We start from the raw sequence: 25056 nt of genomic DNA on the forward strand, positions 1-25056 counted from the left end.
CATGTAACGGAGAATCTTTCCAAGCCATATGGATCCTGAGGCGAGCTCAGGATGACAAATTATGTGAAAGGCTTCAGACCAAAAGCACCGTCATCCTGAACGCGCTGCAGATTCAGGACCCATACAGCAGAGAATATTTCAAAGCCGCGAGCTCAGGACGACGAAATAGCTGGGTAATTTTTCTCACAAGCCTTTCGGATTCATCAGCTCATCCACCGGATAACCGCGGAATTTCTTGCTCTCTTTCAGAATCACGTGGGTATTGATGTTGCTGATTTCCGGACACATCTGGATCAGCGAGTTACTCAGCTCCATATAACGCGTCATATGTGAGCAAATAAACCGCACAATAAAGTCGCAGCCACCACTCACCGTCCAGGCTTCCATCACTTCCGGAATAGCTTCAATCCGCTGCTCCAGAAAACGGAAGGTATCCGGTGCGTGGCTGCCAAGGGAAATGGTGGCAATACATTGCACTGGCCGACACAGGCGGTCGATGTTGATGCGGCCAATAAAGCCATCAACCCAGCCGTCCTGTATCAGTTTTTGCAAACGCTGGTGACAGGCGCTGGGCGACAGGTTGACCTTCTCCGCCAGCTCTTTATTGGTGATTCGACCATCGTGCTGCAGTGCCTGTAGCATGCGCAAATCCAGCCGATCCAGTTCACTTGCCCGTTTCACCCGACACCTCGTATGCCTGTAAAAATAATCTGATTAACAGCCAGGCAGGGTTTTGATAGCCGTTGCCAGGCTGTCTACCAGGCGGTCGATTTCCGCTCTGGAAATAATTAATGGTGGCGAAATCGCCAGTGTGCCAACACTTGGCAGCGGCCGCACAATCACACCTTGTTGACGTACCGCCTGACTGACTTTTAATGGCCATTTGGCGGCCGGGTCTGGCAAGGTCTTATTGGCCTTGTCGACGACCAGCTGTACCCCGGCCAGCAAACCACGGCCACGAATTTCACCCACCTGACTCATCGGTAGCAGCCGTTCAGACAGCTGCTGATGTAAATAAGCGCCATTGTCTGCCGCCTGTTCGACCAGTCCTTCCCGCTCCATCAGTTGCAGGTTGGCCAGCGCCACCGCCGCACCCACCGGATGACCGGAATAGGTGTAACCGTGAGAGAACGCCCCGTACACATCAGAGCCCTGCTTCAGCACCTGCCACACCGCCTGGCTGACAAACGCCGCCGACATCGGGAAATAACCACTGGTCAGACCCTTGGCGGAACTCATCAGGTCGGGCTCAAGCCCCAGTTGCGGTGAACCAAACCAGCTGCCCAAACGGCCATAACCGCACACCACCTCGTCAGCCACCAGCAAAATATCGTGCTGCTGTAACAAGACTTTAAGAGCCGGATAATATCCGGCTGGCGGCTCAATAATACCGCCAGCGGCGTGAATTGGCTCAGCAAAAAATGCCGCGATGTTATCCGCACCTTCGCGCTCGATCAGGCATTGAACCTCTGTAATCAGGCGATCACAGAATTGCTGTTGGGTTTCTCCCGCCTGGCCGCGAGTGTAATAGTGCGGGCACTCTACCCGCAAAACAAAATCCTGTGGCAGCGGGTAGCCTTTGTGAAAACCGCCCAGTCCTGTCAGGCTGGCGGTGCTGATGGAAGTACCGTGATAGGCCTGCTGGCGAGCAATCACTTTGGTTTTCGACGGTTTGCCGCGCAGCCCATGATAATGCCAGGCAATCTTGATCAGGGTGTCGTTGGCATCACTGCCGCTGGAGCCGAAGAAAACCCGGCCATCCGTCAGACTGGCTGGTACCAGTGTCAGCAGCTTTTCCGCCAGCGCCACCTGCCAGGGGTTAGAGGCATTGCTGAAGGTATGGTAATAGGCCAGCTGGTCAGCGGCCGCTTTCATGGCTTCGGTAATTTCCTGGCGACCATAACCGGCGTTGACACACCAGAGACCACCGACCGCATCCAGTAACATCTGGCCATCACTATCAAGGATATTGCAGCCGCTGGCGGCAGTAATCATCGACGGGCCATTGGCTTCCAGTGCAGTAATCGAGGATGCCGGATGCAACAGCACATTTGCATCCTGCTCTACTAATCCCTCGATATCCAGATCTGGGATTGCAGCTTCTGCTGTAGAAAAAACGCTGGATTCAGTCATAACAAAACTCCTGTCTGGCCACGATTCCCGGGACTGGCGAGCCAGTGACTGAATCAGGGCCATTTACCTAATATAAAAAGCGTCCAGAACGCTGTGATTGTGCTTTTCAGTGTATGAATCCGATACCGGATTTTATCCGGTATTTAAGTCACCAAGAGATAGAATATTCGCGCAATAGCAACGTTAATCCTGGCCAGAAACCCCATTAAATCTGGAGAATTAAAAAATCATCCAGCGTCCTTACCAAACCGAATTTTATTCGAAGCAATAATCAAAACTACGCATCACATTCGTTGGCTGCTGAACAACACTTCGCCGTAACAGATTCATCTGTTTCACCCTTATTTCAATAAATGCCCCAATAACGAAGCGGCCAAGGTTATGACCCAGCCCAACACCAACTCTCTCCAAAATACAGTGGCCCACCAGCAGTTGCTGGACTATCTGGCCAGCCGTGCCGACACCATGCTGCAGGCCACCCGGAGCCTGTGTGAGATCAATTCCGGTAGCTACAACCTTGATGGTATTGAGCAAGTCCAGCAGCAGTTACAGCAGCTTTTCGCCCCGCTGGCCGACAGCCACAGGTTACAACCGTTAGGGCCACTGGAACGGGTAACCGACAGCGGCGATGTTGAAGCCCTGCCACTGGCGCCGATGCAGATTTTCCAGAGTCGTCCAGCAGCGCCGTTACAACTGCTATTCACTGGCCACTGCGATACCGTGTTTCCGCTCAGCTGCGATTTCCAGCACTGCCATATCGACGGTAACCGCCTTCATGGCCCGGGCACCGCCGATATGAAAGGCGGTCTGGTACTGATCGCCGAAGTGATTCGTTGGCTCAATCAGTCCGGGATTCGTGAACAGGTAGGTTTTACTGTGGCAATTTCCCCGGATGAGGAAATTGGTTCTCCCTGCTCTGGCCCGATCCTGATGCAACTGGCCAAACAGGCGTTAGCTAACGCTTCTGCAATTGGCATGACCTACGAACCGGCGCTGGAAGATGGCACCCTCGCCGGAGCCCGCAAAGGTAGCGGTAACTTTGCCATTACCGCCAAAGGCCGCAGCAGCCACGCCGGCCGGGCATTTTTTGAAGGCCGCAACGCGGTGGCGGCCATTGCCAAAGTCGCCAGCCAGCTGGCCAACCTGAGCGACGAAGACAGCGGCCTGAGCCTCAACATCGGCCAGATTCTTGGCGGTGGCGCGGTCAATATCGTGCCAGACAGCTGTATCTGCCGTTTTAACGTCCGCGTTGCCGAACCACAGCAACAGCAGCAGGTGCTGGAAGATATTCATCGGGTGATTGACGCCGTTAGCCAGGACACTGGCGTCGAACTGGCGTTGCACGGCCATTTCAACCGCCCACCCAAGCCCATGACAGCAGCCCAGCAGCGGCTGTTTGAAATCCTTCGCGAGGGCGGTGCTGAACTTGGCCTGGATATCCGCTGGCGTGCCACCGGTGGTTGTTGTGAGGGAAATAATCTCGCCGCCGCTGGCCTGATCAATATCGATACCCTGGGCGTACGTGGCGCCAATATCCACACCGACCAGGAATACGCCTGCAGCGACAGCTTTGTCGAACGCGCCGCGCTGTCGATTGTACTGATTCAGAAACTACTCAAACTCCAGCAAGAGGGCCAACTGCCATGTTAATCATCCGTCCCATGCAACCGGCCGATCTGGATGATCTGATGGCCCTCGCCAAAGCCGCAGGTCAGGGCATGACCTCACTGCCGGAAGACCCTGAAGCCCTGCTGGCCCGTATCCAGCGTTCCTGCGACAGCTTTGCCCGCCAGCAACGCCATCACGATGATTTCTTTTTTTTGGCGATGGAAGACACCGAACAACAGCGCGTCGTCGGCAGTGCCGGAGTCTACGCCATGACCGGCGCCCGGCAGGCGTTTTATGCCTACCGTTTGATGACCATGACCCACTTTTCCCATTCACTGCAAAAGCAGGTACGCAGCCAAATGCTGCACCTCACCAATGATTACACCGACTGCTCGGAAGTCGGTTCACTGTTCCTCGACCCAGCCTATCGTGGCAACGGCCATTGGCTGGCCCGTTCACGTTATCTGTTGATGGGCTTGTACCCCGACCGTTTTGCCGAATCCGTGATTGCCGAAATGCGCGGCTGGACCGACGCCGAAGGCAACAGCCCGTTCTGGGACGCCATTGGCCGCCAGTTTTTTGAAATGGAATTCGACGATGCCGACACCCTCTGCGGCGTTGGCTCCAACCAGTTCATCACCGAGCTGATGCCGAAATACCCGATCTACACCAACCTGTTGCCAGCCGCAGCCCAGGCGGTGATTGGCCGTCCCGCCGATGCCGGTCGGCGCGCCAAGGAGTTGCTGGAGGAAGAAGGTTTCCGGTTTGAAAAAGTGGTCGATATTTTCGATGCCGGTCCGCTGATGCGGGCCGACCTCAATGACATTGCCAGCGTGCGGGCGATTCGCCAACACCATGCCCTGGCCATGAATGAGCTGTTAAACGATCCAACTCCCGCAGAACAAGTGATCGCCGCCAACCCGGATTGGGCCAACTTCCGGGTGATTTGCACCCAGGCTACCGAAGCCATGGCGACTAACAGTCGTTTAGCCCCAGCCAGCAGCGAAGGTCTAGCACTGAGTGACGAAGCACTGACGGCCTTACAGCTGCACGCCGGTGATCCAATTGCCTGGATACCCCACAAGCTGAACAGCCGCCCGGCTCATAACTTATCCAATCCATTAACCAATAACTCATCCAATAACAGGGGCCGAGGCTGAAGGAGCAGACCATGAGCGCAATAATGATCAACAACCAGTGGCAGACCGGTAACGGCCCACTGCTGACCTCACTGAACCCGGCCACCGCCGAGGTTGTCTGGCAACAGCAACAGGCCTCTGACGAACAGGTTCAGCAAGCCGTACAAGCTGCCAAACAGGCCTTTACCGGTTGGCAAGCACTGACGTTTGAACAACGCCAGCAGGTTTTGCAGGCCTTCGCCGAACAGCTACACAGCCATCAGGACGAACTGGCCAACATCATCAGCCTGGAAACCGGCAAGCCCGGCTGGGAGGCCAAAACCGAAGTGCAGGCGATGATCAACAAGGTCGGTATTTCCATCGAGGCCGCCGGCGAACGCACCCAGCAGCAACCCCAACTGGCTCACCGGGCTCACGGCGTTATGGCCGTGTTCGGCCCCTACAACTTTCCCGGCCACTTGCCCAATGGCCATATTGTTCCAGCGCTGTTGGCAGGCAACACCGTAGTATTCAAACCCAGCGAATTAACCCCCTGGGTTGCCGAATTCACCGTCAAACTCTGGCAACAGGCAGGCTTGCCAGCTGGCGTACTGAATCTGCTGCAAGGCGACGTTGCCGTTGGCAAAGCCTTGTGCCAAACCGCCATCGACGGCCTGCTGTTTACCGGATCATCCACCACGGGACGACTGTTACACCAGCAGTTCGGCGGGCGGCCGGAAGTCTTGCTGGCGCTGGAAATGGGTGGCAATAATCCCCTGATCATCGACAACGACATTAACCTCGACGCCGCCGTCGAACTGATTATCCGCAGCGCCTTTATCAGCGCTGGTCAGCGTTGCACCTGTGCGCGCCGGCTGATCCTGATCGACAACCCGCAAACTGACCAGCTGCTAGACAAACTGGTGGAACGTTGTCAGCAAATCAGGATTGGCGGTCAGCACGACGAATCCTTTTATGGCCCGGTGATCAGTGCTCGCGCCCGCGACGAGCTGCTCAATGCCCAACAGCAGCTGAGCGCATTCGGCGCCAACACCCTGCTGGCAATGCAACATCCCGCCAGCGTCGATCCAGCCGGAGAAAATCCAGCCAGCGACGACTCCAGCAAGCAGTCCTATAACCACAATAGCCACACACAAGGTTACTGGCTAACACCCGGCATCCTCGACGTCAGCAGCCTGCGCCAGCAACCAGCAGCCACCGAATTGCTCGATCAGGAATGGTTCGGCCCACTGCTGCAGGTCTATCGGGTTGCCGACTTTGCCGCCGCCATCGCCCTGGCCAACGACACCCGCTTTGGCCTCGCCGCCGGGCTGGTCAGCAACCATGCAGAACATCAGCAAGTCTTCAAGGCAGAGATTCGAGCCGGGGTTATCAGCATCAACCAGCCCACCGCCGGAGCCTCCAGCCGCTTGCCATTTGGCGGCATCGGCGCCAGCGGCAACCACCGCCCCAGCGCCTGGTATGCCGCCGACTACTGCGCCTGGCCGCAAGCCATCAGTGCGATAGACAGTAATGCCGACTACCAACCCACAGCATTGCCGGGGTTGCAGAAGCAATAACGAATTACAGAACCCAGACAGTTAAAAATACACTTTCGCGTCACCAGGCAAGGCGCATCAAGGTGAGCCGGTTTAATCAAGAACGCATAGAGTATCCGGCCATGGATGGCCGGATAGTCCACTTGAGGCAGGGATGCCGAATGTGGACGGGCTCGTAATGCGTTGGACGAGTAAGCCGAATAGCGAACCGGAAGCGCAAAGCAGAGGGGTGGCTGCCGCCGGGGAGAGAAGTTCTCCCCCAGAGGCATCTGCCCTGCGGTTGACGTCGAGCCCTGAGATACGGATAAAAACATGACCAACACCACTGCCCGCGAAGTCAACTTCGACGGCCTGATCGGCCCAACCCACCACTACGGTGGCCTCGCCAGCGGCAACCTGGCATCCAGCCGCAACGCCATGCGCAGCTCCAACCCGCGCGAAGCAGCGCTACAGGGGCTGGAAAAAATGCGCACCTTGCTGCGACTTGGCTACACCCAGGGCTTTTTGCCACCGCAGCAACGGCCAGACCTGACGGTGCTGCAACAGCTGGGTTTCCGTGGCCCGGATGAGCATATCATCAACAGCACCGCAGCCCAGGCACCGGAACTGCTGTCGATGGTCTATTCGGCCTCCAGCATGTGGGCAGCCAACGCCGCCACAGTAACGCCATCCAGCGACAGCCATGACGGCAAGGTACATTTCACTCCGGCCAACCTGCTGACCACGGCCCACCGGGCCATCGAACATCCTCACACCGAGCGCATATTGCGGACGGTTTTCAGCGCCTCTCACCACCCCGGCGATCACTTCAGCGTTCACAGTGCGGTTCCGTCGATTCAGCGTTTTGGTGACGAAGGTGCTGCCAACCATACCCGCCTGTGTCATGCCTACGGCGAAGCCGGCGTTGGCCTGTTTGTCTACGGTCGTAATGAACAGACCGACCCGGCCAACCTGACATTTCCGGCTCGTCAGACACTCGCCGCCAGTGCAGCAGTGGCCCGCCAGCACGGTACGCGCGCAGCGGTTTACCTGCAGCAGGCCAGTCGCGCCATCAACGCTGGTGCCTTCCACAATGATGTGGTCGCTGTCGGTAATGGCCCATTGCTGATGTATCACCAGCACGCTTATGAAACAGCGGCTGCCGAACAGGCGTTCAAGGCCCTGCGAGAGCAATTACCACTGCAAACTCTCTGTGTGGCTGATGCTGATGTTTCGCTGGATGACGCCATCAAGTCCTACCTGTTCAACAGCCAGCTGCTGGCCAGCCCGGACGGTGACATGAATCGTATGCGTTTGATCGCACCATCAGAATGCGAGGAAAACACCGCGGTGCGGCGTTGGCTGGAACAGATTACCCAGGATCACAACCAGCCCATCCGTGACGTCAGCTTTGTCGATGTGCGTCAAAGCATGAGCAACGGCGGCGGCCCGGCCTGTTTGCGGCTACGGGTAGTGCTGACCGATGAACAACTGGCGGCAGTCAATCCGGCCTTTCTGCTCGACGAAACGAAGATTAATCAGTTACAGGATTGGGTGAAATGCCATTACCGCGACCAGCTGAGTCCAGCCGATCTGGCCGACCCGCTGTTTTATCGGGAAGTAATGACGGCGCTGGAAGATCTGGTGCGGCTGCTTGGGCCTCAGCAAGTGAACGGCTTGTATCCGTTTATGGGCTGAGGTTTGAATCCCGTTCAGAGTGCAGGTATCCCGCCTGCACTCCCGAAGGGGTCTTAAATCGAAGCGGCGGAATTTGAAAGATAAAAACCAGCGGCAAGCGCCCTGACAGGCTGTTGATTTTTGTTTTCGAGGCCGCCAGGGCAAGGCAAAAACAGGAGCAAAGAGGGAGTTTATGAGTGATAAATGACTGATTTGAGCCTGTTTTTAACGCCGCCGTGGCAACGCAGATAGAAAATCAACGCCCTGTCAGACAGGGCGCTTGGCATATTGATAACGGTTCAGCTTGCGCTCCATCAGACGGAAGCACAGGATCAGTACCGCTGCCATGGCAAGGTAGACCATACCAGCGGCGAAGAACATTTCTAACGGTGTATAGGTACGGGCAATAATGGTCCGCGCCATACCGGTCAGGTCCAGCAAGGTGATGGTCGAGGCCAGCGCCGAGCTTTTCAGCATCAGCAGCACTTCGTTGCTGTAGCCGGGCAACACGATGCCCGCCGCACGCCGCAAGATAATCCGTCGAATGGTGGTGAACTTGCTCATACCCAGCGCCATACAGGCTTCAATTTCCCCTTTTGGAATCGCCTGAATCGCTGCCCGAATCAGCTCAGCACCATAAGCGGCGGTGTTGAGCGAGAAGGCAATGATGGCGCACCAGTAAGGTTCGCGCAGCACCGGCCAGAGGAAGGAGTTCTTCACCGCGTCAAACTGCGAGGCGCCGTAATAGATCAGGAAGATCTGCACCAGCAGTGGCGTGCCACGAAAAAAGAAGATGTAGATGTATGGAAAGGCACTGATGGCCTTTTTTTCGGATGCCCGCATCAACGCCAGCGGCACCGCAATCACCAGCCCCAGCAAACCGGAAATCGCCACCAGTTCGATGGTCAGCCAGGCTCCGTCCAGCAGTTTTGGCAGATATTGCCAGATAACGCCCCACTCCCAGCTCATGTCCGGCCTCCGCGTAATTCAGGTTTGCTCATGCGTTCCAGCAGCCCGGTCACCAGCGTGGTGCCAACGGTCAGCAACAAGTACAACAGTGCTGCGGCGAGGTAAAAATCAAACGGTGACTTGGTGGTGGCAGCGCCCACCGATGCCTGCCGCATCAGTTCATCAAGACCCACAACCGAGACCAGCGCAGTGTCTTTCAGCAGCACCTGAAACAGGTTACCCAGCCCGGGAATCGCCAGCCGCCAGACTTGCGGCAGGATAATACGGAAGAAGGTTTGCAACGGCGTCATGCCCATCGCCTGAGCCGATTCCCACTGGCCTTTCGGCACGTCCTGCATGGCCATGCGGAAGACTTCGGTGGAATAGGCACCAAAGGCAATCGACAGTGCCGCGACGGCGGCGGCGAACTGGCCCACGTCGATGTACTCCTCGTAGCCAAACATGCTGGCGAAGAACATCAGCAGCTGCGAGCCGCCAAAATATAGAGTCAGCACCAGCAGCAGTTCGGGAATACCGCGCACGACTGTGGTGTAGGTGGTGGCAATCGCCCGCGCAGTACGGGATGAAGACAGTTTTGCAGCTGCACCACTGAGTCCGATGATGAGGCCAAAAAACAGGCTGGTAAGGGCCAGTTTGATGGTCATCCACAGGCCGCTCAGCAACAGTTCGCCGTAGCCATGTAAATCCATGAGAGTCTTACCTTGCAGGGTGTTCAAACGAACCGGGGTGAATCTGTTGATTCACCCCGGAGTGTTCGATCAGTAGATATCGAACGGGAAGTATTTGGCGTTGATTTCAGCGTACTTGCCATTAGCCCGAATGGCCTTGATCGCAGTGCTGAACTTGCCGGCCAGCTTGTCGCCCTTGCGTACAGCAATGCCAATGTGGTCGTCGATGTCGAGGTCAGCACCCTTGAATTCAAAACCCTTGCCTTCTGGAGTGCGCAGCCAGTCGTAGGCCGGGAATTTGTCAGACATGATGCCATCGAGACGGCCGCTGGCCAGATCCAGGTAGGCGTTGTCCTGAGTGTCGTACAGTTTGACGTTGACCACGTTACCGAAGTTGTCTTCCAGATACTGTCCGGCAATCGTTGCACGCTGGGCACCAATGGTTTTGCCTTTCAGGGCATCCTTGGTGGTATCCAGAGCCTTGCCTTTCGGGCCCACGAACGCCAGTACGTTGGCGTAGTATTTTTCAGAGAAGTCCACGACCCGCAGACGCTCTTCAGTGATCGACATGGAAGCGATAATGGCGTCGTACTTGCGCGCGCGCAGGCCAGGAATAATACCGTCCCAGTCCTGGGCAACAATTTCACAGTCGGCTTTCATTTCCGCACACAGCGCCTTGGCGATGTCGACGTCGAAGCCCACCAGCTGACCCTGGTTGTCCATCATGTTGAATGGCGCGTAGGCACCTTCGGTAGCAATACGGATTTTTTCGCCCGCCATGGACAGTGGAGCTGTCACACAGGCTGCCAGCATGACTGCGGTTGCGATCAGTTTTTTCATGATGTCAGTTCCTCGCTTCTCTTCTTTGATTACAGGGCTAACCCGATGGTTGTTATTGGGCCGTCTGGGATTTGTGACTGGCCATAAACTCTTTGACTCGTTCGGATTTGGGGTTGTCGAACACTTGTTCCGGCGGCCCCATTTCCTCAATCTGGCCCTGATGCAGGAACACCACCTGGCTGGAAACGTCACGGGCAAAACGCATTTCGTGCGTCACAATCAGCATGGTGCGGCCTTCTTCAGCCAATTCTTTCATCACCGCCAGTACTTCGTTGACCAGCTCGGGGTCGAGCGCCGAGGTGGGTTCATCGAACAGCAAGACGTCGGGTTCCATTGCCAGCGTACGGGCAATCGCCACGCGCTGTTGCTGACCACCAGACAGGTGTGCCGGGTAAGCATTTTCCTTACCGGACAAACCGACTTTGGCGAGCAGCTTGTGAGCCCGCTCGATGGCGTCTTTTTTAGGGATTTTCAGCACCTGGACCGGTGCTTCAATGATGTTTTCGAGGATGGTCATGTGCGGCCACAGATTAAACTGTTGAAACACAAAACCCAGCCGTGAACGTAATTGTTCCAGCTGGCGCGGGCTTTCCGCTTCCAGTTCGCCTTTTTTGGTGGCCTTCAGCTTGAGCTGCTCGCCACCAATCACTATCTCACCGCGACTGGGCTTTTCCAGCAGGTTGATGCAACGCAGCATGGTACTTTTGCCGGAGCCGCTGGAGCCGAGGATGGATATCACATCGCCCTTGTGGGCTTTCAGGGTGACGCCCTTGAGTACTTCCAGTTCGCCGTAGGATTTGTGGAGGTCGATCAGTTCCAGTGCCAGTGGGGGGTTACTCATTGGGTACCATCTTTGAAGTCTGCTTGTTTTCTGACCAGCCACAGCGGTATCGGCTGTGGCGGCGGTATTTTGGTTTTATTGCAGGCGGATGACAATGCGAAAGCAAACACTCGTTTGATATTTTCGTGTATCCATTGCGGTTAAACGCCTGTAACCGTTCAGTTTTCAGCCATTTATCAGAAATCCTCACATCCCTGATCACAACTTCGGCAGTCTATGCGAGCCAATCAGAATTAAATCCGGTTATTGGAAAATTCTGCCGCAGAATTTTTCAGTGCCAGCCTGACAATCTTCAGCCAAATCTTGCCTGAGCTTCGACGAATTGGAACCAGGCCTTGTTTTTACGGGTCCGTAGTGGGCACTGCTGCACAAAACTTCACCGAATTTAATCTCTCACAGCAGCAGCTGCCGTACCATCATTACGCGCCAATGGTTAGCCAAACCCGGCAAAGTTGCCAATGTTTGCCTCTGGTCCGGCTTTTTGTTTTGGTGAAGGAACAGTCACACGGGTGCACCGTCCCACCAGCTAACCGAGGACAACCCTATTTTCAGCCGGAAGCCGCCACCACAGGCCTGTCCGTGCAGGCTCGCTCAGCAACCCACGGCAAGCATCCGGCCAATACTGCGTCAGGAGGCCACTGCGTGATCAGATCCCTGCTCCCCATTGCATCATTGTTGTTTGGTGTTTCACTACTGCTGTTTGGCAATGGTCTGCTGAACACCCTGCTGGCGTTGCGCGGCGGCATGGAAGGTTACAGCGACAGCCTCATCGGCTACATCATGTCGGGCTATTTCGTCGGTTTCTTTGTGGGCTTCTACGCCGGTCTGCCGATGCTGCGACGGATTGGTCACATTCGCGCCTTTGCCCTTTGTGCCGCCGTTTCGGCCGTCGTGGTGCTGGCTCATGTACTGCTGGTCAATCCCTACACCTGGATGCTGTTGCGAGTGGTCACTGGCGCGGTGCTGGTGATTCTCTACACCATCATCGAAAGCTGGCTCAACAACGAAACACCGGCAGAACGCCGTGGTCAGGTGTTTGCCATTTACATGGCCGTCAATCTCGGTTCGCTGGCGCTGACCCAGCAGCTGTTAAAACTCGACAGCCCGATGAACTTCACTCTTTTCGCACTCTCAGCCATGCTGGTATGCATCAGTCTGGTACCCATCACCTGGACCCGTTTACCACAACCTTCCGTCGCGGAAGTGAAGCGCTATTCGTTACGACGGCTGCTGAAAACCGCACCGGTGGCGGTGGCTGGCGGGGTTTTGTCTGGCCTCGCCATGGGCGCTTTCTGGGGATTGATGCCTGTCTACGGCCAGCGCATCGGCCTCGACAGTGGTCAGGTGGCGACCCTGATGTCGGCTTCGATTGTTGGCGGTGCACTGTTTCAATATCCACTTGGCCGCTATTCCGACAAGCATGATCGTCGGCTGGTACTGGCCATCACGGCAGCGGTCGGTTGCGCCATTGCGCTGGCCTCCTGGCTGTTACCGACACCTTACTGGCTGGTGCTGACCAGCATGGCCTTGTGGGGTGGAGCCGCCTTTGCGATTTATCCGGTGTCCGTCGCCCATCTGGTTGACCGTATCGACAGCCACGACATTCTGCCCGCTGGCAGCGCGCTGCTGCTGTTACACGGAATGGGGGCCGCCATTGGCCCGGCACTGGCAGGCAGTCTGATGGAATGGAGCTCGCCTGCAACCCTGCTGCTGTATTTCGCCTGTGCCCACGCCTTGATTGCCGGTTATATCGCCTTCAAGCTGACACGACCTGCCACCATTGCCGAAGCCGAACCGGAAACCAGCGCGCCATTTGTACCCATGCTGCGTACCACCCCGGCGGCACTTGAAATGCTGCCGGATGAAGCCATATCAGCAGACGATGTCGACAATAGTGTCGATCCCAACGCCAGCCCTGCAACCGGCTCTGACAGCAGCCCTGCAGCGAATATAGAAACCAGCATTATTGTGGACACTGCCCACCCCGACGGCGTGCTGGCAGGCATGACTGCAGAAGGCGGGTTGGCTGGCATGAATGCCGCCAATCATGATGACAGTGAGCCACTGTCGGGCTATGAAGAGGATGACACTCCCCAGATTCGCCACTGCGTTGGCTGAAAATTCGCGCTGGCCGTCATAACCGTCAGCGCACCTTGCAAGGCCCGCCACAGCAGCAAGCGCGGGCCCATCTTCAGGCTGTTCAACGACGAACAGTCACAACCGTCAATCGGGACCGCCCGGCGCACTGCCGGAACCAGTTCCGGAAGGAGATACCAACATGTTACTCGCCACCGACCTTGATGGAACCTTGTTGTCGGGTTCGCAGGAAGACCGCTACCAGCTCTACCAGCTGATCAGCAACCACCCTCATATCCAGCTGGCCTACGTCACCGGTCGCGGACTGGAAATGGTGATGCCGCTGCTGTCCGATCCATCACTGCCCACTCCCGACTACATTATCTGCGATGTCGGCGCCACCATCGTTGATGGTCACAACTTGCAGCCGATTGGTGAAATCCAGGCCGAAATCGAACAGAACTGGCCCGGTGAAGTGGCGGTTGCTTCAGCCCTGGATGCCTTTCCCAACCTCGTTCGTCAGGATGTGCCACAGGAGCGCCGGTGTTCGTACGATTGCAAACCGGAAGATGTAACAGACCAAGTACGTCAGGTCATCAGCCAGCTTGGCTGTGAGCTGCTGTACTCCGCTCACCAGTATCTCGACATCTTGCCGCGCGGCGTTAACAAGGGCACCACCTTGCAGAGTCTGATCGACCACCTCGGACTGGCCGACAATGAAGTGCTGATCGCCGGTGACAGCCTTAACGATCTGGCCATGTTGTCACTCGGCTATCCAGCCGTGTGTGTCGGCGGTTCAGAAAACCGCCTGCTGCAAATGACCGAACGCCAGTCACTGGTGTATCACGCCGAGCGTTATGGCGCTGGTGGCATTATCGAGGCGTTCAATCAGTACGGTTTTCTTGGTGAAGCCGGGCTGGCACAGGAAGTTGGGGATGGCTTGCCACCCGGCAAATCAGATCTGGTGGTGGTTTATCACCGTCTGCCGTTTGAAGAAAGCGTTGAAAATGGCGTGGTGGTGGAACGCCAGCCGTCGTCACCCAATGGCATTATTCCCACCCTGCTGAGCTTTTTCGGTGATGGCAAAACCGGCTCCTGGGTGGCCTGGTCCAACGTCAATCCAAACACCACAGGTTATAAAACCCGTTCGCCGGTCGACAAGGTCAAGTACCCCAATCTGGCGGTTGCACGGGTCAACCTGACCAAACAGGACGTTGATATTTTCTACAAGAAATTCTCCAAGGAAGCCTTCTGGCCAACCCTGCACACCTTCTGGGAACGAGCGACCTTCCTCGAGGAAGACTGGCAGGTTTTTCTCAAGGTAAACCAGCAATTTGCCGAGCGAACGGCCGCTGAAGCCGCCGAGGGCGCAACCGTGTGGATTCACGACTACAACCTCTGGATGGTACCGGCCTATTTGCGTGAAATGCGGCCCGACCTCACCATCGCCTTCTTCCACCACACCTACTTCCCGTCCGCCGACGTCTTTAACGTGGTGCCATGGCGACGTGAAATCATTGGCAGCTTGCTGCAGTGTGATTTTGTTGGTTTCCATATTCCCCGCCAGTCGGAAAACTTTATTGATGTTGCCCGTGGCGTTACCCCCATCAAGGTTATTGAACGGCAGAACTGTGCACCACGCTTCCTTACTTACGGTTGTGCTGTTGGCCTCGAAGAAATGACCTCAGTGATCGAAGTGAATGGCCGCCGTATTCACCTCGGCGCTCACCCGGTCGGACTTGATCTTGGCCGAATTACCCATGCGCTGGACGATGCAGACATCCAGCAGCGCATACGTGACCTGAAAGCCGAGCTGACAGGCACCAAGGTGCTGTTGTCGGTCGAACGACTCGACTACACCAAAGGGATTCTGGAAAAACTGCAGGCCTTTGAACGATTGCTCGATGAGCACGCCGACCTGATCGGCCAGATCACCCTGATCGTGGTTTGTGTGCCGGCCGCCAAGGAAATGACCGTTTACGCCGAATTACAAACCGAGATCGAACAGGCGGTAGGTCGTATTAACGGCCGCTTCGCCGAAGTTGGCTGGTCACCGCTGCAATTCTTCTTCCGCAAGGTGCCGTTCGACCAGCTGGTCGCCTACTATGCCGTCGCCGACGTGATGTGGATTACCCCGCTGCGCGATGGCCTCAACCTGGTGGCGAAGGAATACGTTGCCACCCAGGGCATGATTGATGGCAATGGTGTGCTGGTGTTGTCAGAATTTGCCGGGGCTGCGGCGGAACTGAAAGGTGCACTGCTGACCAACCCGCATTCGCCACACGAACTGGCGGACTCCGCCTGGTGGGGCCTGACCATGGACCCGGCCGAAGCCAAGGCGAGGCTGCGGGATGCCTACGACGCCGTGCAGTATTACGACATCGACCGCTGGGGCAAGGACTTCCTCGACGCCGTCGAACAGGCCCGCCTGTCGAACCTGGAACTGCAGCAGCAAGCGGCTGAACAGGTTGAGTTGGTTGGGGAGAGTTGAGTCATCGGCCAACGCTGGATTGTGCCATGCCGCTGCTTGCCTCTTGGGGAGAACTTCTCTCCCCGGCGGCAGCCATCCCCTCAGCCTTGCGCTACCGATTCGCTGATCAACTTTCACTGCGAATACGCAACGAGCACGCCCGGATGCGGCATCCCTGCCTTAGTCCGGGCTATTCGGCCATCCATGGCCGTGATGCTCGGCTTATTCTTGTTCAAATCGGCTCATCTTGATGCGCACCTGAATACGCCAGGCAGCATTTCAATTTCCAACCAGAAATCAATCCCCACCCCCGCTACAGCCACTGCAGCTGGAACCACCACCATCATGGCCGGAGTGGTCACTGTCGCCAAAAATCCCGCCACCGCTGTCACCACCAAAATCGCCGGAACAACCAGATGAACAACCGATATGGCTGGCGCAATAACTGTCTCCAAGTGGATTGCGGCTGTTTTTATCCTTGCAGTTGAGGCTGTAGACGTAGCCGTCGCTAATCTTCAGCTGGGTATCGAGCGCAAACAGTCGTGGCAGTTCGAGCGGAAGGCGCGCACTGAGCCCCTGTCGAGCGCAGGCCAGTCGCCAGACCCGGCGGATGCCCAGCTGGGCTTTGGTGGGGTTGGCCATGGCTTCCGTCGGCGTGTGATGGAGGAAGCGACCAAAGGCTTGCTTGCAGAACGTCTGATAGGCGCGGGTGAACAAAATAAATTCGTGCCAGGCGACATCAACCACTTGCGACGGCATCGCCAGGGATTTTCTGCCCGCCGTGCTGCAACACCAGAAATAGTCCCGCAGCCCGTCCATGACCAGCGCCAGCTGATCATCATCCAGATGCGGATAACGCTGCTGCACCTTACGACTGATGGACGGATGAAAGCGAAAGTCCTCGATAAAACGGGCCCGCTGGCGACGCTGTAAACGCCGCCATAACCACCACACTGGCACCACACCGGCTGCCAGTACCACATAATTCATTGTCACCTCCCTGTGTCAGTTTGCCATTGCAGTGCTGGGTGTAGCAGCGCTTACTTGTAGCAGCGCTTACTGGATATTGAGGAAATACTGGCGGTAGTGCGCCAGTTCGGCAATCGACTCACGAATGTCGTCGAGCGCCTGATGGCTGCCGGCCTTCTTGAAGGAAGACACCACCGCCGGATTCCAGCGTTTGGCCAGTTCCTTGAGGGTACTGACGTCGAGGTTGCGGTAATGGAAAAAGGCTTCCAGCTCCGGCATGTATTTCACCAGGAAGCGACGGTCCTGATGAATGCTGTTGCCACACAGTGGTGAAGCGCCCGACTTGACGTGTTGCTTGAGGAATTCGATGGTTTGCAGCTCGGCGTCGCGACAGCTGATCGGGCTGTCCTTGACCCGCTGGGTCAGGCCGGAATTGCCGTGGGTGCGGGTGTTCCACTCGTCCATCGCATCCAGCAGAATATCCGGCTGGTGAATTGCCATTACCGGGCCTTCGGCGATCACATTCAGATTGCTGTCGGTGACTATGGTGGCAATCTCGATGATGACATCCCGTTCCGGTTCCAGACCGGTCATTTCGAGGTCCATCCACACCAGATTATCTTGCTGACTCATGTTGCTTTTCCGCGCTTTGGATTTCCCGGAAGTCTAGCTGCTTCAGCGCTCAAGCGACACTCTGGAATCCAGTCGCGCTAATGAGTTTTATCAACAAGGACCAGCCAATAGCCCCTGACCTGTCTCAGTATTTGGCAACTCAGTTCACATATTCAGGATCATTTGTGAACCAGATCATAAAAAATGGTCCGACAATCGGTATCCTGCCCCAATCCAGAGTTGCCCCCCAAGAGTTACGAGTGAAGTCATCTGTCGCCATCAAAATGCCGTTATCTGGCCGCCCGTCGAGGCCGCCAACATCTCCCAAAAGTTACGTGTCTGACGCCATCCGGCGGAACCAGCGCCGTTCGATTCTGTGCAGTATTCTCAATGCTCCCGGGGCTTTTCTGGTTGCCATGGGACTGTTCGGCAAACTCGACTACGACCCAGCCCGCATTCACAGCCTGCTGGCCAACCAAACCCTCACCAACCTGATGCTGGCAGTCGGGATTCCCTGGATGCTGGTGTGCATCAGCTGCTTTATTGGCCTGGGTATCCAGCGCCAGCGCCTGCTGAACAACCAGCCAAACTGACACGACGCTTGCGGAAGCCCCTGCCAACCCGGAAAATGGCGCTCGACTCAATCGCCCGGAATTCCAATGGCCAAACGCAAGCTCACCAAAAAACAATCCTGGCGCATCGCCAAGATCCAGCAGGAAAAGGCCAAGCGTGCCGACCAGAAAGAAGTTTCCATTTCTGAACAACTGAATGCTGGTGAACTGGGCGACGAAATGCACGGTCAGGTGATCGCCCATTTCGGCAGTCAGGTGGAAATTGAAGATGCCGAGCGCAACAGCTATCGATGCTTTATGCGCGCCAACCTGGGTTCACTGGTCACCGGTGACTTCGTCGTGTTCCGTCCCGCTGCTGAAAACGACCAGGGCGTTCGTCAAGGCGTGGTGGAAACCCGGCTGGAACGGGAATCCGAACTGTCACGGCCCAACCCCTATAACGAAATCAAACCGGTAGCGGCCAATATCGACTTTATTGTGTTGGTGGTAGCGCCAGAACCTTATGCCCACGCCAACCTCATCGACCGCTATCTGGTCGCCGCAGAAAACTGTCAGATCGAGCCGATTATCCTGCTCAACAAGGTCGACCTGCTGGACGACCTGAGCCGCTTCCATTTGTATCCACTGTTGGAGCGTTATCACGATCTGGGCTATCAGATTCTGCAGGTCAGCGCCAAAGACCCGGACAGCCTCGGCGACCTGAAGGAATTTCTCAATGACCGCGTCAGCGTCTTTGTTGGCCAATCCGGTGTTGGCAAGTCATCCTTGATTGGCACCCTGCTGCCGGATGTCGAGATGAAAGTCGGTGCGCTGTCGGAAAATACCCGTAAGGGCAAACACACCACCACCACCGCCCGCCTGTATCATTTCCCGGCCGGTGGCGACCTGATCGACTCGCCGGGAATCCGCGAGTTTGGCCTCTGGCATATGAGCGAAGAAGAAGTCTTGTATGGCTTCCGCGAATTGCGGGATCTGGCCGGTCATTGCCGCTTCCGCGACTGTCGCCATGAAAGTGAGCCCGGTTGCGCACTGATTGAAGCGGTCGACAATGAGGAAATCACTGCCGAACGCTTTATCAGCTACAAGCGGATTCTGGAAACCCTGTCCGAGCTCTAAATAATTTCAGGCGTTCGCTATTCCAGCAAATTGGGCGGATTATCGTACTGGTTATCCGCCCGGTTACGATTTTTCTGCACGCTCTGGATACTCGAACTCGCAGGCGATGCGGTTGCGCCCATGCCTTTCTGATCGACCTTGGCGGCCGGATCAACCGGTCCGGTTTGTTGCTCCAGTTCCCGTTCCCGTCGTGGCGATAACAGCAGCAGGCCGATTCTGCGGTTAACCGCTGCGGTCGGATCCTGGCGGTCATAAGGGGCCGAGTCGCCCATACCGATCACCTGGGAAATCTGGCCATCGGCTACCCCGGCTTCCACCAGCGCCCGCCGTGCCGAATCCGCCCGCATGGCAGACAATATCCAGTTACGATTGTCTTCCGCCCGGCCAGTGCCACTGTTGCTGTTGGCGTCGGTATGGCCGGTGACTGACATTTTCAGGCCGGAGTTAGCCAGTACCGGCGCCAGCTCCCAGAGAATATCCTCGACGTAATAATTCAGGCGGCTGCTGCCAAGATCAAACATCGGCCGATCCTGTTTATCGACGATCTGCAGCCTTAAGCCATCGGTTGTGATGTCGAGTTTGATCTGATCCTTGAAGGGACTGAGAGTCGGGCTGTCGAGCACCATTTCCTTGAACTGTTCTTCGAGGTTTTCGAGCTGGTCCTGCTGCTGGCCATCACTGCTGCTCGGCTGTGGTTGCAGGTTCACGATAGGATCAGACGCACCATCCTGACCAATATTGGCCAGCGGCGACGGCGAACCGCCCAGATCAATGGCACTGGCAGACGGCGCCAGCTTGCCCTCAGCAAAGGCCTTGGGATCATGGAAATAACCGGAAATAGCCTTGCGCTGGTCTTCGGTGGAGTTACTGATAATCCACAACACCAGAAACAGCGCCATCATCGCCAGCGCAAAGTCGGCCATCGCCACTTTCCAGGCACCACCGTGGTCTTCGTGGCGATGACGGCCACCACGGCGGATAATAATCGGCGGTTGTTGACCAAGATTCTCCATCAGCGGCCTCGCAAGTGACTTTCAAGCTCACTGAAGGTCGGCCGGCTGTGGCTATAAAGGGTCTTGCGTCCAAACTCAACCGCCAGTTGCGGTTGCAGGCCGTGCATGGAAGCAATGATCGAGGCTTTGGCGGCATCGTAGAGTTTGATTTCATCTTCTGCCATATGCTTCATTTTGGCGGCTATCGGCCCCACCAGACCGTACGATAACAACACCCCGGCAAAGGTCCCCACCAATGCTGCCGCCACATGGCCACCAATCTCGGCAATTTCCCCGCCAATCGCGCCCATGGTGATCACAATCCCCAGTACGGCCGCGACGATACCAAAACCCGGCAAGGCATCGGCGACCTTGCCAACCGCCATCGACGGTTGCTCCAGCTCGCTCAGACGGGTTTCTATTTCCTGATCCATCAGACCTTCCAGCTCGAACGGACTGAGGTTGCCCACCACAATGATGCGGAAATAATCGGAAATAAAATTGGCCAGTTGGTCATTGTTTTGCACACTCGGATAGCGGGCAAACAGCGCACTGGCCTGCGGATCGTCGATTTCGGCTTCAATCGCCATCACACCTTCACGCCGCGCCTTGCCAAGAATGTCGTAAATCAGCGCCAGCAATTCTACTTCCCGCTGTTTGTGATGACGGGCACCAATCAGTACTTCCGGCATTTGTCGCAGGCTGCGCTTGACCACCTCCCAGGGATTGGAAATCAGAAATGACCCCAACGCGGCGCCAATAATGATCAGCACTTCGAATGGCTGCCACAAGGCCAGCAGCTGGCCATGGGACATAACAAAGCCATATCCAACGCTGCCAAAAACGATGACAACCCCAAGCAGAAATAACATACCGCCAGGTACCCTCCACGGTTAACACAAGAATCCTGTCTATAGTTAAGGACACGACTCTCGGTTACTCAAACACGAAGATGAAACCAGGCACTCGTATTTACAGCAATAAACCGTTCAGCAAGAAAAACTGGGAACCATTTCTCAAGGGCGACAGCTTGCCCATTCTGGAGGAAACCCGTACCCGGCTGCATGCGCTGCTGCGTGATCGTCAGATCACCTTCAAGGAACTGGCGCTGGTGATTGAACACGACCCAGCGCTTTGCCTGGCGCTGCAACAGCTGACCGTGGCACAGAATCCAGACAGCCTGCAGCAGATCAATGGCGCCGCCAATTGCCTCTCGTTACTCGGCATGCAGGAACTGGTGAAGCTGGTAAAGCAGTTGCCCGTGGTGAAACCCGACAGCTCCGATCCACAACAACAGGCCTATCGTTCGGCGCTAATCACCACCAGTATGGCCGGCACTCTGGCGGCAACGCTGAGCCAGCAAAAAGGCAGCAACAGCGCCCATTATGCCCGCTGGGCCACACTATTGGCTGGCGCCGCGCTGTGGCCCTGGCTGTTGCAACAGCCACAGGCGCAAAACTGGCTCTATTATCTTGGCCAGGGCCTCGAACCGGAGCAGGCCCGCCGGGCGATCTGGGGTGACGACCTGAAACTATGGCAACAATGGAATGGCCACGCTCACCTGCCACCACTGGCACGGGATATCTGGAATCCAGGCCATCTGCCCACGCTTGGCCAATGGCGCTTACTGCGTCGTCATGACCCCTGGGACCTGCCGCCCAAAGCAGGCCGGCCGCTATTACATTTGTGTCAGAAGCCGGAAATGACGGTGGTGCTGGCTCTGTCACTGGCGTGGCATTTACACATCAACAGCAACAGCCGCCGAACTCGCCGCTGGTTACAAATAACCGCACATTGGCTCGGCAAACCGCTGGCCAATATTGTGCCGCTGGTACGGGAGGTACAGTTCCACAGTGCCACACGCCATCACGATGCCTTTGCCTCAGGTATTCACAGTTATCTGAATGGTGGCGTCTGTGACGAGCAACACCCGGCCAGTTATCGCTGGATCGAAGTCAATGGTACAGCGGCAGTTAGTCCGCTGGCGGCAAGCCCGGTTGCTGACGGCTCAACTACAAACCCTGCAACAACATCTACGGATAACAAACCCAAACGCGGTGGTCTGCTGGCAGCTCTCGAACGAGAAAGAGCGCAGCAAGAGCAGGCAGCAGCCCGGACAGCCACACAAACAACCGAACCGACGATCAGGCCACCCAAATCACTGATTCCCCAAGACCCTGAAATAGTCGCTCCTCCCTCACAACCAGCAGGAGCCCCAGAACCGGCATCACAGGACAGCGTCAGCTCATTACAGCAACGGATGGAACAGAACCCGGCCAGTTTTGGTGATTGGAATCATCTGATGACCAGTTTGCTGGACAGCATCAACCACGATATCGGCCTGCCATTCGCAGCGGTCTGGCTACCCAACCGCAGCCGCGACAGCATGCGGCTGATTTACCAATCCGGCTTGCCTGCCGATCATCCATTAAGAGCCATCCAGCTGGATTTGCAGCAAACCAACCTTTTCACCAAAATCATGCAGCGCAACGCCGCTGTGGTGGTTCACAAGGACAATCGCAACAGCTTACTTGGTAGTCTGCCGATGAATATCCGCCAGCAGCTGCCGGAGTTTTTTATGCTGATGTCAGTCAGCGCCGGGGCCAAACCGATTGGTCTGGTGATGGCAGGTACGCTGCAGGGAATGCGGGAACTCCCCGGCCAGTCCCAATATCAGCAGTTCAAACAGCTGTGCCACAGCGCTTCCACCGGACTGGCTTATTTGCGCGAGCAGTCGCTCAGGCAGCAAGCCACCAGCAGATCTTGAAGCTGAGTGTCTGGCGTCCGGGATAACGATATGAAACGCTCCCACTGACGGTCCGCAACCAACGTAATCAACTGACAGCCAGCTGCGGCTTGGATACACTGACAGCTTGTGTATCGAGACCACCGGAGTAACCGCATGACCAGCCTGCCACTGTTGTTGGAACCTGAAGCACTCGCCCAGCTGCTGCCCCTCGACAACGTCCTCATCATTGACCAGAGCAAGTACGAAGGTTTTCTCCAACAGCATGTTCCTGGCGCCGTCTGGCTCGATTTCAAACGCCTGCAACTGGGTGTCAAACCAACGCCCGGCGCATTGCCATCGCTGCAGCAACTGAGCGACGTGTTCAGCGAGCTGGGGCTGACGCCGGATACCCACGTAATTGCCTATGATGACGAAGGCGGCGGCTGGGCCGGTCGACTGATCTGGGCTCTCGATATGATTGGGCATTCGAACTACAGCTACCTCAACGGTGGCATTCTGGCCTGGGTTCAGGCAGGTCTGCCGACCGAAGCTGGTGCCGTCAGCGTGGAACCTTCCGACTATCAGGTGACCGAACTGCAGGCTGGTTTTTCACTCAGCAAGGAAGAGATTCTGCAACGGCTTGGCCAGCCCGGTTTTCTTGTCTGGGACGCCCGTTCAGCGGCTGAATACACAGGTGACAAGGTGGTTTCCGAACGTGGTGGCCATATTCCCGGTGCCGTTAACTACGAGTGGACGCTCGGTATGGACGCAGCCAATGGCTTGCGGATCAAGAATCTGGATGAATTCCGCTGTCTGCTGAACGACATGGGCGTCACCGCCGACAAGGAAATCGCCACCCATTGCCAGACTCACCACCGCTCCGGCTACACCTATCTGGTCGGCAAGATTCTGGGCCTCAACATCAAGGCTTATCCAGGTAGCTGGGCCGACTGGGGTAATGACCCACAGACTCCGGTAGTCACCGGCGACCAGCCATTCTGAGCGACTGAATACGCGCAGGCTGCCAGCCAGCCTGCAGTCACACCCGGTGCTGCATTGCAGCACCCGCATATGAGACGACGATTTTGCTGAAAGACGACTTTTTTATTGCCAGCCAATACATCCTGCCCCACCAGCTGCTGTCGCGGCTGGTTGGCAAGCTCGCCGCCAGTGAAAACCGCTGGATCAAGAACCAGCTGATCCAGCGCTTTATGGATCACTTTGGCGTCACGCTGGACGAAGCCGTGCACCAGCATCCGCAGGACTTCAAAAGCTTTAACGACTTTTTCACCCGCGAACTGCTGCCAGACGCCCGTCCACTCGACAACGGCATCGACAGCCTGCTGTCACCGGTTGATGGCGCGGTCTCCCAGTTGGGAGATATCCAGCGCGGCCGGATTTTCCAGGCCAAGGGTCAGGAGTTTTCCCTCAACGAACTGCTGGGCGGCGACCGTCAGCGTTCCGAGCCATTTGTCGGCGGCAAGTTCGCTACCCTGTATCTGTCACCGCGGGATTATCACCGCGTGCATATGCCAATGGCCGGTAAACTGAAAGAAATGATCTACGTGCCAGGCTCGCTGTTCTCAGTGAACCAGGTCACCGCTGAACGGGTTCCAGGTCTGTTTGCCCGTAACGAACGACTGGTCTGTATTTTTGAAACCGAGCACGGCCCAATGGCAATGGTGCTGGTGGGTGCCATGATTGTGGCAGCCATTGAAACGGTTTGGGCTGGCCGAATCACGCCTGCCGAACGCAAGATCAAGGTGGTTGATTACCGTGATCCGCAACCGGTAGAACTGGATCGTGGTGCCGAAATGGGCCGTTTCTGTCTGGGTTCAACGGTGGTGCTGTGTTTCCCGGATGGCATGATCGATTGGTCCAGCGAGCTGGCAGCCGGTAGCAGCCTGACCATGGGTAGCCGACTGGGCAGCATTAATGCGATGAAACCAGCAGAGACAGCGGTGCCAGACAAGGTTGGCCAGCATGAACCGGCAGAAGCCGATGAAAAAGATGAAGCGGATAGCGATGAATCCGCTGATTCAGGAGAGGCAGCCGAATAAACGGCTACTGATCAAAAACGGCTATATTCCAGATCCGTACGGCGGTGCAGTCATTCGCCTCGTATGGAT

At 56.5% G+C, this 25056-nt stretch carries 21 protein-coding genes; 11 read left to right on the top strand and 10 right to left on the bottom strand.

The genetic code is table 11. The features are described from left to right. Positions 1 to 183: 183 nt before the first annotated feature. The gene (locus K6123_RS19210; protein ID WP_221800748.1) at positions 184 to 681 is read right to left on the bottom strand and encodes an Lrp/AsnC family transcriptional regulator; all 498 of its coding nucleotides are present in this window, start codon (positions 679 to 681) and stop codon (positions 184 to 186) included. 33 nt (positions 682 to 714) lie between these two features. Next, complete coding sequence (locus tag K6123_RS19215) at positions 715 to 2133, bottom strand: aminotransferase family protein (protein ID WP_221800749.1); 1419 nt, start codon at positions 2131 to 2133, stop codon at positions 715 to 717. Between the two features lie 381 nt (positions 2134 to 2514). Between K6123_RS19215 and K6123_RS19220 the strand changes: the two genes are divergently transcribed. The 4 genes from K6123_RS19220 (at position 2515) to astB (ending at position 8095) form a co-directional block, all read left to right on the top strand. Continuing rightward, entirely contained in the window at positions 2515 to 3783 is a 1269-nt protein-coding gene (locus K6123_RS19220; RefSeq protein WP_221800750.1) for a hydrolase, read from the top strand. Next, entirely contained in the window at positions 3777 to 4901 is a 1125-nt protein-coding gene (locus tag K6123_RS19225) for an arginine N-succinyltransferase (RefSeq protein WP_221800751.1), read from the top strand. The genes K6123_RS19220 and K6123_RS19225 overlap by 7 nt, the downstream gene beginning before the upstream one ends. Positions 4902 to 4912: 11 nt before the next feature. Further along, entirely contained in the window at positions 4913 to 6439 is a 1527-nt protein-coding gene (locus K6123_RS19230; RefSeq protein WP_221800752.1) for an aldehyde dehydrogenase family protein, read from the top strand. 291 nt (positions 6440 to 6730) lie between these two features. After that, complete coding sequence (gene astB, locus K6123_RS19235; RefSeq protein ID WP_221800754.1) at positions 6731 to 8095, top strand: N-succinylarginine dihydrolase; 1365 nt, start codon at positions 6731 to 6733, stop codon at positions 8093 to 8095. 246 nt (positions 8096 to 8341) lie between these two features. On the opposite strand, the gene K6123_RS19240 is transcribed toward astB, so the two are convergent. The 4 genes from K6123_RS19240 to K6123_RS19255 all read right to left on the bottom strand — a co-directional run bounded on the left by K6123_RS19240 (position 8342) and on the right by K6123_RS19255 (position 11392). Continuing rightward, positions 8342 to 9043, bottom strand: coding sequence for an ABC transporter permease (locus K6123_RS19240; protein ID WP_221800756.1), 702 nt, complete (start codon positions 9041 to 9043; stop codon positions 8342 to 8344). After that, a complete protein-coding gene (locus K6123_RS19245; protein ID WP_221800757.1) occupies positions 9040 to 9732 on the bottom strand; it encodes an ABC transporter permease in 693 nt (230 codons plus the stop codon). The genes K6123_RS19240 and K6123_RS19245 overlap by 4 nt, the downstream gene beginning before the upstream one ends. Before the next feature lie 69 nt (positions 9733 to 9801). After that, positions 9802 to 10551, bottom strand: a complete 750-nt coding sequence (locus tag K6123_RS19250) for an ABC transporter substrate-binding protein (protein WP_221800758.1) — start codon at positions 10549 to 10551, stop codon at positions 9802 to 9804. 52 nt (positions 10552 to 10603) lie between these two features. Then, a complete protein-coding gene (locus K6123_RS19255; protein ID WP_221800759.1) occupies positions 10604 to 11392 on the bottom strand; it encodes an ABC transporter ATP-binding protein in 789 nt (262 codons plus the stop codon). 642 nt (positions 11393 to 12034) lie between these two features. On the opposite strand from K6123_RS19255, the gene K6123_RS19260 reads away from it, so the two are divergent. Beyond that, positions 12035 to 13510, top strand: a complete 1476-nt coding sequence (locus K6123_RS19260; RefSeq protein ID WP_221800760.1) for an MFS transporter — start codon at positions 12035 to 12037, stop codon at positions 13508 to 13510. A gap of 160 nt (positions 13511 to 13670) precedes the next feature. Further along, a complete protein-coding gene (gene ggpS / locus K6123_RS19265) occupies positions 13671 to 15959 on the top strand; it encodes a glucosylglycerol-phosphate synthase (protein WP_221800761.1) in 2289 nt (762 codons plus the stop codon). A 276-nt stretch (positions 15960 to 16235) separates the two neighbouring features. Here ggpS and K6123_RS19270 read toward each other — a convergent pair whose 3' ends face one another. Further along, positions 16236 to 16928, bottom strand: coding sequence for a glycine-rich domain-containing protein (locus K6123_RS19270; protein ID WP_221800762.1), 693 nt, complete (start codon positions 16926 to 16928; stop codon positions 16236 to 16238). Positions 16929 to 16994: 66 nt separating this feature from the next. Further along, positions 16995 to 17540 carry an oligoribonuclease gene (orn, locus tag K6123_RS19275; RefSeq protein ID WP_221800763.1) on the bottom strand — a complete coding sequence of 182 codons (546 nt, stop codon included), beginning with the start codon at positions 17538 to 17540 and terminating at the stop codon, positions 16995 to 16997. A gap of 239 nt (positions 17541 to 17779) precedes the next feature. Between orn and K6123_RS19280 the strand changes: the two genes are divergently transcribed. Both K6123_RS19280 and rsgA read left to right on the top strand, forming a co-directional pair. Continuing rightward, entirely contained in the window at positions 17780 to 18112 is a 333-nt protein-coding gene (locus tag K6123_RS19280) for a hypothetical protein (RefSeq protein ID WP_221800764.1), read from the top strand. 66 nt (positions 18113 to 18178) lie between these two features. Continuing rightward, the gene (rsgA, locus tag K6123_RS19285) at positions 18179 to 19207 is read left to right on the top strand and encodes a small ribosomal subunit biogenesis GTPase RsgA (RefSeq protein WP_221800765.1); all 1029 of its coding nucleotides are present in this window, start codon (positions 18179 to 18181) and stop codon (positions 19205 to 19207) included. A gap of 17 nt (positions 19208 to 19224) precedes the next feature. Here the strand turns inward: rsgA and K6123_RS19290 are convergent, their stop codons facing one another. Both K6123_RS19290 and motA read right to left on the bottom strand, forming a co-directional pair. Beyond that, positions 19225 to 20220: a flagellar motor protein MotB gene (locus K6123_RS19290; RefSeq protein WP_221800767.1), complete on the bottom strand. Its 996-nt coding sequence runs from the start codon at positions 20218 to 20220 to the stop codon at positions 19225 to 19227. Continuing rightward, on the bottom strand, positions 20220 to 21071 hold the full coding sequence (gene motA, locus K6123_RS19295; protein WP_221800768.1) for a flagellar motor stator protein MotA: 852 nt from the start codon (positions 21069 to 21071) through the stop codon (positions 20220 to 20222). The genes K6123_RS19290 and motA overlap by 1 nt, the downstream gene beginning before the upstream one ends. Positions 21072 to 21151: 80 nt before the next feature. On the opposite strand from motA, the gene K6123_RS19300 reads away from it, so the two are divergent. The 3 genes from K6123_RS19300 (at position 21152) to asd (ending at position 24987) form a co-directional block, all read left to right on the top strand. Continuing rightward, positions 21152 to 22966 carry an HDOD domain-containing protein gene (locus tag K6123_RS19300; protein WP_221800770.1) on the top strand — a complete coding sequence of 605 codons (1815 nt, stop codon included), beginning with the start codon at positions 21152 to 21154 and terminating at the stop codon, positions 22964 to 22966. A gap of 135 nt (positions 22967 to 23101) precedes the next feature. Beyond that, positions 23102 to 23929 carry a sulfurtransferase gene (locus K6123_RS19305; RefSeq protein ID WP_221800772.1) on the top strand — a complete coding sequence of 276 codons (828 nt, stop codon included), beginning with the start codon at positions 23102 to 23104 and terminating at the stop codon, positions 23927 to 23929. A gap of 83 nt (positions 23930 to 24012) precedes the next feature. After that, the gene (gene asd, locus K6123_RS19310; RefSeq protein WP_221800774.1) at positions 24013 to 24987 is read left to right on the top strand and encodes an archaetidylserine decarboxylase; all 975 of its coding nucleotides are present in this window, start codon (positions 24013 to 24015) and stop codon (positions 24985 to 24987) included. The last annotated feature ends 69 nt before the right edge of the window (positions 24988 to 25056 follow it).

This window comes from Oceanobacter mangrovi (genome assembly GCF_019740315.1).
GTDB classification, from domain to species: Bacteria; Pseudomonadota; Gammaproteobacteria; order Pseudomonadales; family Oceanobacteraceae; genus Oceanobacter; species Oceanobacter mangrovi.